Origin of the sequence: Campylobacter sp. CNRCH_2007_0968H (assembly GCF_025773245.1) — a bacterium.
GTDB lineage: Bacteria > Campylobacterota > Campylobacteria > Campylobacterales > Campylobacteraceae > Campylobacter_D > Campylobacter_D lari_D.
In genome coordinates, this window is record NZ_JAKMTQ010000007.1 from 96,833 (window position 1) to 107,246 (window position 10,414).

Here is a 10,414-nt window from a genome sequence, read left to right on the forward strand (position 1 = left end):
TATATTATGATTAATAAAAATCATTCAAGGAGAAAAAATGAATAGTGTATTATTCAAAGGAAATAAAGTAAATTTAAAAGGAAACAACATCCAAGTTGGTGACATGGCTCCAAATATCACTTTAAAAGCCAAAGATCTTTCAGGTGTTGAAATTGCTCCAAAAGGTAAAACTCAAATTATTATCAGCGTTCCAAGCCTTGATACCCCAGTATGTGCAACCGAAGCTAGAGAATTTAATAAAAAAGCAGCAGCAAGCGGTGTAGAAGTAATCGTAGTTAGCATGGACTTACCATTTGCTATGGGTCGTTTTTGCTCAACTGAAGGTATAAATAATTTAACTGTTGCGAGTGATTTTGTTTCTAAAGAATTTGGTGAAAAATATGGTGTTTTAATGGCTGATGGTCCGCTTGAGGGAATTTTAGCTAGAGCAGTGTTTGTAATTAAAGATGGCGTAGTTGCTTATAAAGAATTAGTAAATGAAGTAACAGAACTTCCTAATATGCAAGCTTTAGAAAATTTCTTTAGTCAAAGTTGTGGATGTGGTGGTTGTGGTTGCCACTAAATTTTAAAAGCCTGCAAAAGGCTTTTAAATCTAATTGCAAAAATACTTAAAAACAATATTAGCAATTAACCTTTTCTAATTTTGGAGCAATAACAAATCTACAATAAGCTTGGCTAGGATTATTTTTAAAATATTTTTGATGATAGTTTTCAGCCTTATAAAATTTTTCTAGTTTTAAAACTTGTGTAACTATGTCTTTAGTGTAATATTTTTGTGCTTTTTGTAAAAAATTGCTAATAATTTTTAACTCCTCATTAGTTTGATAAAAAATAACTGATCTATACTGCGTTCCTTCATCAGCTCCTTGTTTATCTAAGCTTGTTGGATCGTGCATTTTGAGAAAAATTTCTAAGATTTTTTCTAATGAAATTTGTTTTTCATCATAAATTATCTTAGCTACTTCTATATTCCCATCACCATTTATCACGCTTTCATAATTTGGATTTGGCTTACCACCGCTATAACCTACTTCTGTATAAACTACGCCTTTGATTTCATCAAACACAGCCTGAGTACACCAAAAACAACCCGCACCTAAGATAATTTCCTTATTTGTCATTATTTTTCAAATCCTCATTTTCTTTTAAAACAAGCTGCATAAGATAAAGCTCTTCCCCGTCTATGATTTTTAAATCTTTATCTTCGCATTTTGGGCACCAAAAGATATTATTTTCAAGTACTCCACTAAAATGGCACTTTTGACACTCAACTACTACTTCTTGAATATGCATAATAAATTTAGCATTCTTACACAAGGGACTATTTTCTTTAAAAGTTTCAAAGCTTCTTTGCAAAAGTGGAGGTTCAACCCCACTTAAACGCCCTATTTTAACATGCACTTCTTCAATAACTTTTTCTTGAGCATATTCTTCACAAAGTTCTAGTAATGATTCTGTAATACTTAACTCATGCATTAGCAAATTCTTGGTAAAAGCTCGCCTTTTGGAGCTTCTAAAATGCGTTTTGCTCCATAAGCATTTTCTAAAACCACTCTTGCTTTTTTATTAGCTGTGATTTCACCTATAATAGCTGCATTAGTATTAAATTGTTTTAAAATTTCTAATGCTTTTTGTTCATCTTTTTTATCTACACAAATAATAAAAGTTCCTTCATTTGCAAGCTCATAAGGCTCATACCCAAAAAGCTCACAAACCCCTAAAACTTCATCGCAAACTGGGATTTTTTCTTCAAATATTAAAAGCTCTAAATTACTTAATTTAGTCCATTCATTTAAAACTGCACTAAGCCCACCACGCGTAGCATCACGCATTGCTTTTATGGAAATATTTGCATTTAAAAGTGTTAAAACTTCATCTTTTAAGCTTTTACAATCACTTTGGATATTTGCCTCTAAATTATTTCTTTCAATCAAAACCGCACAACCATGAGCTCCAATATCCCTTGAAACTAAGATACTACAACCACTTTTTAAGTTTTTGGTATTGATTTTTTGTATATTTTTACCTATACATGAAGTATTAATGTATATTTCATCGCCTTTATTTTTAGGAACAACTTTAGTATCCCCGCAAACTAGCTTTACTCCCGCTTTATCGCATTCTTCTTTTATAGATTTTAGTATAATTTTTAACTTTTCTAGCTCAAAACCCTCTTCTAAAATTAAAGCTAATGATAAATATAGTGGTTTTGCTCCCACCATTAATACATCATTTACGCTACCACAAACTGCTAATTTTCCTATATTTATATCTTTTAAAAAGATAGGATTTAATACAAAAGAATCAGTACTAAAAGCCAAATCATCTAAAATAGCAGCGTCATTTGCTTCTTTTAAAACATCATTTTCAAAAATAGAAAAAATTTCACTTATCAAAGCATTCATTTCTTCGCCACCGCCACCATGGGCTAAAGTAATTTGCTTCATTTTATGCCTTATCTTGATAGTATTTATAATAAGCCGCGCAAGCTCCTTCACTAGAAACCATACAGCTACCTATGGGATTTTTTGGAGTGCAAGCTTTTGCAAACACCTTACAATCGTAAGGCTTAGCTAAGCCTCTTAAAATTTGACCACAAATACAAGCCTTGCTTTCGTTTTTACTTTGTACTTTACAATCAAACACTTTGCTAGCATCTAAGTGTGCAAATTCATCTTTTAGACAAAGCCCGCCATTTACAATCACTCCAAGACCTCTAAATTCAAAATCACAAGGTTTAAAGTATTTTTCCACTAAAGCCTTAGCTTTTAAATTTCCTTCTTTGCTAACTACTCTGTGATATTCATTATAAACTTCAAAAGTATTTGCATTCATTTGCTCTACTATATTTAACACACTAAGCATTATATCAACTGGCTCAAAACCACTCACTGCTATAGGAGTTTTGTATTTTTTAGCAATAGGTTCATAAATGTTTGATCCTGTGATAACGCTTACATGGGAAGGCCCTAAAAAGGCGTCAATTTTTACATTTTCATCTTGCATGATAGCTTCTACCGCGGGTGGAACCAACACATGATTAATATGAAAAAATAAATTTTTTAAATTTAAAGCTATACCTTTTTCTATAATCACCCCACTCATAGGTGTAGTTGTCTCAAAACCTATGGTAAAAAAGATTATATTTTTTTCAGGGTTTTTTAAAGCTATATCTATCACATCCAAAGGTGTATAAAGTGCTCTAATATCAGCCCCTTTAGCTCTAAGATCAATTAAGCTTTCATAACTTCCTGGCACTTTAAGCATGTCACCTAATACACAAAAGATAGTATTTGGCATACTTGCAAGCTTTAAAGCTACATCAATACGCTCTCTAGGCATAACACACACAGGACAGCCTGGGCCATGAACAAAATTAATTTCTTTTGGCAATAAATCAGGCAAACCAAATTTCATAATACTATGCGTATGTCCACCGCAAATTTCCATGATATTAATAGGCTTAGTAATTTTAGAAGCAATAAGTTCTTTTAAGGTTAAAATTCTTTCTTTATTTCTAAAATCATTAATTAAATCCATTTTTTAGCCCCATATCGCCTTCATTTTCATCGATTTGTCCATTTTGCATTTTCTCTGCTATATCAGCATAAATTTTTAAACTTTCTTGTGCAGCTTGAGTGTCGATTTTCTCCATAGCAAAACCCACATGTATAAGCACATAATCGCCTACTTTTAAAGGCTCGCTTATTAAATCCAAACTTACTCTTCTTTTAACCCCTAAAGTTTCTACTATGGCTGAATTTAGCTCATCAATTTCTAAAATTTTAGAAGGTATAGAAAGACACATTAGTTAAGCTCCTTTTTCATTTTTAGATAATTTATCCAAAGATCAAATCCTGTTTTTGTTTTACTATCTAAAATCATAATATCTATTTTAGGATTTAATCTTTTAGCTGCCATAGAAGCTGCTTTGAAATCAAAGTCAAAATATTGAGCCAAATCGGCTTTAGTAATGACCAATAAATCAGCCTTTCTAAACATCACTGGATATTTTTCTACCTTATCACTACCTTCTGTTACTGAAAGTAAAACTACATTTAAATGCTCGCCCAAATCATAACTTGCAGGACATACTAAATTTCCCACATTTTCAACAAATACTATATCAAGTTCACTAAGTTTAAAATGATGTAAAGCTTCATGCACCATAAAAGCATCTAAATGACAAGTTTGTCCTGTAGTAATTTGATGAGCTAAGCCTCCTGCTTTAATAATGCGATTTGCATCATTATTAGTTTCTAAATCTCCTTCAACCACAGCTATTTTTAAATCATCTTTTAAAGTTTTTATAGTTTCTTCTAAAAGCGTTGTTTTACCGCTTCCTGGGGAACTCATTAAATTAATACAAAGAGTATTATACTCATTAAAATGCTCTCTATTATGAGCTGCTTGATGATCATTTTTTGATAAAATTTTACTAATAACATTAATAGTTTTTTCATCTTTTAAAACAGGATTTTCATGATGGTGATCATGATGATGTTCATGTCCATTAATAGAACAACCGCAATCTTTACACATAATCTTTCCTTTATATTTTTATTTTATTGTATATAAAAAAGTATTAAAAAAATATGAGTTTTATTAAGTTTTTAAAGATAAATAATGCACAAGTTGCCCAAGTGCGATAGAACTATCATTGCAAGGAAATTGCAAAGAAGTTTTATAAGCAAAATTTTTTCGATCTAAAATTTCAAGCAAGGTTTTGTTTTGAAATACCCCACCACATAAAAGCACTTCTTCTTTAAAATCTTTTGAGTATTCTATAATTAAATTTGCAATGCCATTTAGCAAACCTGTGCTAATTTTAACTTTATCTTTATCTTCTAAAGCTTGCAAAAAAGCATTTTTAAAGCAAATTTCTTTTTCTTTGATGTCAAATTTGTAACTATAATCAAGATTTTTATCATAATATTTTTCCATCAAAAGCCCAATTTGTGCTTCATAATCAAGCTTTTGTATATTAAAAGCAAAAGTGCCAAAAGCATCAATAATCCTACCAAGAGAACTCGTATATAAAGAGCTTTGAGTGTGAATTTTTTTAAGATTATTTAATTTTACTTGAGAAAATTTAGCTAAAAACTCGCTAGCTTTGCTTTCTAAATTAAAATCAAAAATTAAAGCTAAAGCTAAATTTGCGATATTTTTAATATCTGCATTAATTAGTTTGAAATTTTTAAAATGATTTAGCCTTTCATAGTTTTTTAAATTCGCTCTAAAAATCTCCCCACCCCAAATTTTTCCATCATCTCCATAACCTGTTCCATCAAAAACAAAGGCTAAAACATCATTTTTGTAAATTTTGTGTTCAAATAAACAAGCACACAAATGTGCATAGTGATGTTGCACGCGAAAATTTTTATAATCTCTAAATTCTTTTACATAGTTAAATTGTGGGTGTTTATCGCTTAAAATATGATCAAAATTTAGTTTATAAGAGTTTTGAAAGAAAGTTAAAATTTTAAAAAATCTCTCTTGTATGTCTAAACTTTTCATATCGCCTATATAAGGAGAAATGAAAATTTGATTTTTAAAAAAACATGCAAATTCATTTTTTAGCTCACTTCCTAGAGCAAGAATATTTTCTTTTACATTAAAAATATCTGCTATGTTAATATAAAATGGGTTAAGACCTCTTGAAGTCCTTAAAAACATTACTTCTTTACCAACAACTTGAGCAATGCTATCATCGCTTGAATTATGTATTGCTCTATCATAATCAAGATAAAACTCAAACACACCACTAAGTTGCTCTAAAAGTTTTGTTTCTTCATAAATAATGCTTTGTGAGCTTAGATTAGCACTTGTTGCAATGATAGGTTTTTTAAAATGCTCAAAAAGCATTAAATGCGTTCCCATATAAGCTAACATAATGCCTATTTTATTGGTATCTGGTGCTAAGCTTTTATGGATATTTTTGCTATTTAAAATAACTATGGGTTTTAAATTTGAAGTTAAAAGTTTTGCTTCAGCTTCATTAATAAAAGCTAATTCTTGAGCCATTTTAAGATCTTTTACCATGATAGCAAAAGGCTTTTTAGGGCGATTTTTGCGTATTCTAAGTTCATTTATAGCATTTTTATTTGTGCTATCACAAATTAAATGAAACCCACCCATACCTTTAAAAGCTATGATTTTGCCTTCTTCTAAAAGCTTTGCAAGCAAGATAAAAGCTTTTTCATCTTTGGCTAAAATATTTTGATTTTTATCTTTTAAAAAAATAGTAATTTTACATTTTGGGCATGAGAGTGGTTGGGCATGAAAACGACGATTAGTAGGATCTTTATACTCGCTTTGACAAAAAGAACACATTTTAAACTCATCCATAGTCGTATTAACTCTATCATATGGGAGTTTTTTTATAATAGAAAATCTTGGTCCACAATTTGTACAAGTGATGAATGGATATTTAAATCGCGGATTTTTCTCATCGTAAAATTCATTATAGCAATCCTCACAAAGAGCAAAATCACTTAAAATCGGGCTAAATTTTTCACTATCTTGTGAAGTACTTATGATAAATTCATTATAAGTTTTTTGAAGTTTTTTATAAGAAAAGCTAAAATCATCTATCCTAGCTAAAGGTGGTAAATTAGCAAAAAGTTTTTCTTTAAAAATTTTTAAATCATCATTACCACACTCAAGGATTATAACAACACCTAAGCTATTATTATAAACTTCACCTTTTAAATTAAGCTCTTTAGCTATGTTAAAAACAAAAGGACGAAAGCCAACACCTTGCACTAGCCCTTTAATATGAATTTCATATCCAAAGTGGGACATCACTTAACTTAAAAAATGGTATGTGTTTAAATACATTTTTGCTAAGGCTTTTATGCTCAAACAAGCTCCCACTAAGCACGGCACAATCAACTTGCTCTTTAGCCTTTAAATCATCAAATAAATCTCTTAAAAAATACACCAAACTCTCAACAACACCTAAGGCTATGATTTGATTTTCTACTCCAGCAAGCTTAAAACTCATCACACTTCTTAAGGTCTTAGTGTAATCAAATTCTTTTTGCTCATTAAGCTTAAAGTCTATCCTAACACCTTTTGCCATTTTACTCTCATCAGCTAAGGCCAAAAGTGCTAATGCTGCTTTTTTCTCGTCTTCACTAAGCTCTAAAATCATCCCTACCATGCCAAAAAGATTAAAAAAATTATTAGCCATATTTAGTTCTTTTCGCACAAGAATAAATTCTTTTTCGTAATTAGCTAATAATCTCTTAGCAACATCATCTTGACTTATAGTTTCATAAAACTCATCAAAGCTTTTTGGTAAGCAAAGTTTTAAAAGATTTAGTTCTTTATCAAGTAAGATAATATCATCATTTCTTTTGCTAAGTTCTAAAAGCAAAGGCTTTTTGTCTTTAAAATCAGACAATATACAAGAAATTCTTGCGAAATTTTTATCCTCTTTTTGAAAAATCAAATTTTTAAACTCGGGTAAAATATAATCATAACCCCTACAAACTACTAGTTCATTTTCGATTAAAGCTACTTCAAAATCATCTTCAAAATGTTCTAGCTTTTTAAAATTTAAAAACTTAATTCCTTCTTTTTCAAGTTCAAAACATAAAGCAAACAAGAAAAGATTATCATATATTTTGATTTTAAAATATTCATGATTTAATTGATGATTTTGTCTAAAAATAGCATTAAATTTAAGCTTCATTAGAGGCTTTTCAACCCCTGCTAAGATTTTAAATTGCTCGTTATTGCAAGAAAAAAATGCATTGATATGTTTTGGGTCACAAGGTATTAAAAAATCATCCAATGCTTCATTAAAAATTTCAAAAGCATATATTCCTTTTGGACTTTTAAAATGCATTTTTTCTTTGTTTTTTAATTTTTCCAAGGCTTTTTTTAAATTATCGTAGAAATTTTCTTTAGTGATTTTTATAAAATCTTCTTCTATTTTAAATTCTTCTTCTACAAAAATACCCCATTCATTTTCTAAAAGCTCGCCATTAGTATAAGCATTTGCATTAAGTCTTGTTAAAAAACTTCTTTGAGTAAAAGCTTTTTCTTTTTTTATAGGTGTAAAATCTTCTTCTATAACTTTTAAGTCAAATTTGTTTAAAAAAACACTATGGCTGATATTTTCTAAATTAGAACAAAAGGCTTGAATTTCATCTTTTTCGCCTTTAATCTTAATGATAATTTTTTCATCTTTTTGCTCATAATCATACACATAATCTTTAGCATAATAAGCTAACAAATACTCAAAAATATCATTTTTAGATTTATAATCAAAAGTAATTTCTAAAAGCAAGTTTAAAACCTTAAAATTAAATTTTTAAAAATATAAATATAACAATTTTAATTCTAAGGAAAGCTTAAAAATATACTTAAAAAATAAGACTTTTTAAAAAAACTTCTCTTGCTTTATAATCAGGCATAAATTTATATAAAAAATCATAAAATTCTTTTTGATGATGTGGGTAGATTAAATGTGTAAGTTCATGTAAAATCACATATTCTATAGCTTTTATAGGTTTTTGCATAAGTTTTAAATTTAAGTTTATGTATGCTTTTTGATGATTACAAGAACCCCATCTTGAAATCATTTCTTTAATGCAAATTCTTTGCACTTTTCTCTTGTGGACAAATTGCCATTTTTTTATAAAATACTCAAAAATCACTCTAGCACTACGCCTTAAGAAAAGATCTAAGGACTTTTGATTTTTTGCAAAAATTTTATCTTTTTTTATAAGAACTTTTTTATGATTTTCGTTAAAAACTAGCTTGTATTTTTTACCTAAAAAATACAATTCATCACTTGCTAAAACTACTCTTTTTAAAGAAAGTTCTTTTTCTTTGGCTCTAATCCAACTTTCATTTTTTTCTAAAAATCTTAAAACATCTCTTTGCTCATAATATAGCGGTATACTAAGCTTGAAAGTTAAATCCCTATCTATCTTGAGTCTTAAGTATTTAAGTTTTTTCTTTTCAAAAACAAAACGAAATTCTTTAAATTCTAAAATTCCTTTTATACTAGTGCTTTGCCTTGCCATTTTTTACTTTTCCATCTATATGAATTTACTATACCGCGCAAAAACTCATCTGCACAAAAACCTATCCAAACTCCTAAAATTCCAAGTCCAGCATAAAAACAAAGCACATAGCCAACCGGTAAAGAAACTCCAAGCATAAATACCACTCCACTTAAAAACGGAAACCTCGCATCACCACTTGCTCTTAGCGAATTCACCATGACTATATTAAAAGTTCTTGAGATTTCTAAGAATATTGAAAGAGTAAAAAGTGGTATCATAAGTTCTTTTAAACTTTCTTCAAGCTTTACTACATCCATGGTAAAATCTTGCAAAACATAATTAAGTAAAGCTACAAAAGCACTTGCAACCACGCTAAAATACAAAGCTATCCAAGTATGTTTGTAGGCCACATTTAAGTATTTTGCACCGACTAATTTACCTATGATAATTTCATTTGCTACACTTATAGCTTGCCCTATTAGCATGATGAGCAAAGAAATTTGAAAATAAATCGTTTGAACGCTTAAATTTTCTTTACCCAAACTTGCTACAAAAGCAAAAGCTATGGTGTATTGTATAAACCATATCAAATGCTCTCCTGCTGCAAAACCACCGATGTTAAAAATCTTTTTAAGCACAGCTTTTTCAAGACTTATCATCTCTTTAATTTTAAGATGAATTTTAAGTTTAAAACTAAGTATTACTACAAGCATACCAAAGGCGACCAAACGCCCAAGTATATTACTAAGCCCTACTCCAAAAAGCTCTAGTTTGGTAAAATGTAATACATAAAAATTTCCTATAAATATCACAACATTCATCAATAAGGTAGTAAACATAACCCAATAAGCCATATTATACACCCTAATAATAGCAGCCAAAACTATACCCATAGCGTCAAAAAACAAGCAAATTCCAAGCATGTGCAAGTAAATTTCACTATTCTTTAAAAGCTCATTTGGAATTTGTAAAAGATAGAGTAAAAACTCTCCATGCCATAAAATTAAACTTCCGCACACAAAACCAAGCAAAGCATTTAAAAATAAACTTTGATGAATTGCCTTTCTTGCTAGAGTGTAATCTTTAGCCCCTAAAGCTTGAGCAATCACTACACTACAACCCACACTTAAAAAACTAAAAATAATGATAAATAAATCTGCTACTTGATTACCCGCACCCATAGCTCCAACCAAAAAGTTAGAATATTGCGAAACCATAACGGTGTTGATAATCAAAGAAAAATATCTTAAAAACATTTCAAGCAATATAGGCATACTAAGATGTTTAAGTGAAAGTTGTTTGCTTGCCATAAATACTCTTTTTGATAATAATCTTTTGAAAGTAAAAAGTAATTTTACTTAAAAATTACTTTTTACAAGCTTTATAATATT

Annotated in this window: 11 protein-coding genes; 1 reads left to right on the forward strand and 10 read right to left on the reverse strand. The window is 29.4% G+C overall.

From position 1 onward, the window contains the following. The first annotated feature begins 37 nt into the window (after nt 1–37). Complete coding sequence (gene tpx / locus L8Y18_RS05475) at nt 38–562, forward strand: thiol peroxidase (RefSeq protein ID WP_263664670.1); 525 nt, start codon at nt 38–40, stop codon at nt 560–562. A gap of 58 nt (nt 563–620) precedes the next feature. On the opposite strand, the gene msrA is transcribed toward tpx, so the two are convergent. The 10 genes from msrA to L8Y18_RS05525 form a co-directional block, all read right to left on the reverse strand. Beyond that, complete coding sequence (gene msrA / locus L8Y18_RS05480) at nt 621–1,121, reverse strand: peptide-methionine (S)-S-oxide reductase MsrA (protein WP_263676413.1); 501 nt, start codon at nt 1,119–1,121, stop codon at nt 621–623. Beyond that, complete coding sequence (locus L8Y18_RS05485) at nt 1,111–1,476, reverse strand: hydrogenase maturation nickel metallochaperone HypA (protein ID WP_263676414.1); 366 nt, start codon at nt 1,474–1,476, stop codon at nt 1,111–1,113. The genes msrA and L8Y18_RS05485 overlap by 11 nt, the downstream gene beginning before the upstream one ends. After that, nucleotides 1,476–2,447, reverse strand: a complete 972-nt coding sequence (gene hypE / locus L8Y18_RS05490) for a hydrogenase expression/formation protein HypE (protein WP_263659856.1) — start codon at nt 2,445–2,447, stop codon at nt 1,476–1,478. Before hypE ends, L8Y18_RS05485 begins: the two co-directional genes overlap by 1 nt. 1 nt (nt 2,448) lies before the next feature. Further along, the gene (gene hypD, locus L8Y18_RS05495; protein WP_133318873.1) at nt 2,449–3,540 is read right to left on the reverse strand and encodes a hydrogenase formation protein HypD; all 1,092 of its coding nucleotides are present in this window, start codon (nt 3,538–3,540) and stop codon (nt 2,449–2,451) included. Then, entirely contained in the window at nt 3,527–3,808 is a 282-nt protein-coding gene (locus tag L8Y18_RS05500; RefSeq protein WP_012661500.1) for a HypC/HybG/HupF family hydrogenase formation chaperone, read from the reverse strand. Before L8Y18_RS05500 ends, hypD begins: the two co-directional genes overlap by 14 nt. After that, nucleotides 3,808–4,542: a hydrogenase nickel incorporation protein HypB gene (gene hypB, locus L8Y18_RS05505; RefSeq protein WP_263676415.1), complete on the reverse strand. Its 735-nt coding sequence runs from the start codon at nt 4,540–4,542 to the stop codon at nt 3,808–3,810. Before hypB ends, L8Y18_RS05500 begins: the two co-directional genes overlap by 1 nt. Nucleotides 4,543–4,605: 63 nt before the next feature. Further along, the gene (hypF, locus tag L8Y18_RS05510; RefSeq protein ID WP_263676416.1) at nt 4,606–6,804 is read right to left on the reverse strand and encodes a carbamoyltransferase HypF; all 2,199 of its coding nucleotides are present in this window, start codon (nt 6,802–6,804) and stop codon (nt 4,606–4,608) included. Then, complete coding sequence (locus L8Y18_RS05515) at nt 6,785–8,299, reverse strand: hypothetical protein (RefSeq protein WP_263664666.1); 1,515 nt, start codon at nt 8,297–8,299, stop codon at nt 6,785–6,787. The genes hypF and L8Y18_RS05515 overlap by 20 nt, the downstream gene beginning before the upstream one ends. A 76-nt stretch (nt 8,300–8,375) precedes the next feature. Then, the gene (locus L8Y18_RS05520) at nt 8,376–9,041 is read right to left on the reverse strand and encodes a M48 family metallopeptidase (protein ID WP_263664665.1); all 666 of its coding nucleotides are present in this window, start codon (nt 9,039–9,041) and stop codon (nt 8,376–8,378) included. Continuing rightward, the gene (locus L8Y18_RS05525) at nt 9,017–10,333 is read right to left on the reverse strand and encodes an MATE family efflux transporter (RefSeq protein ID WP_263676417.1); all 1,317 of its coding nucleotides are present in this window, start codon (nt 10,331–10,333) and stop codon (nt 9,017–9,019) included. The genes L8Y18_RS05520 and L8Y18_RS05525 overlap by 25 nt, the downstream gene beginning before the upstream one ends. Nucleotides 10,334–10,414: the final 81 nt, after the last annotated feature.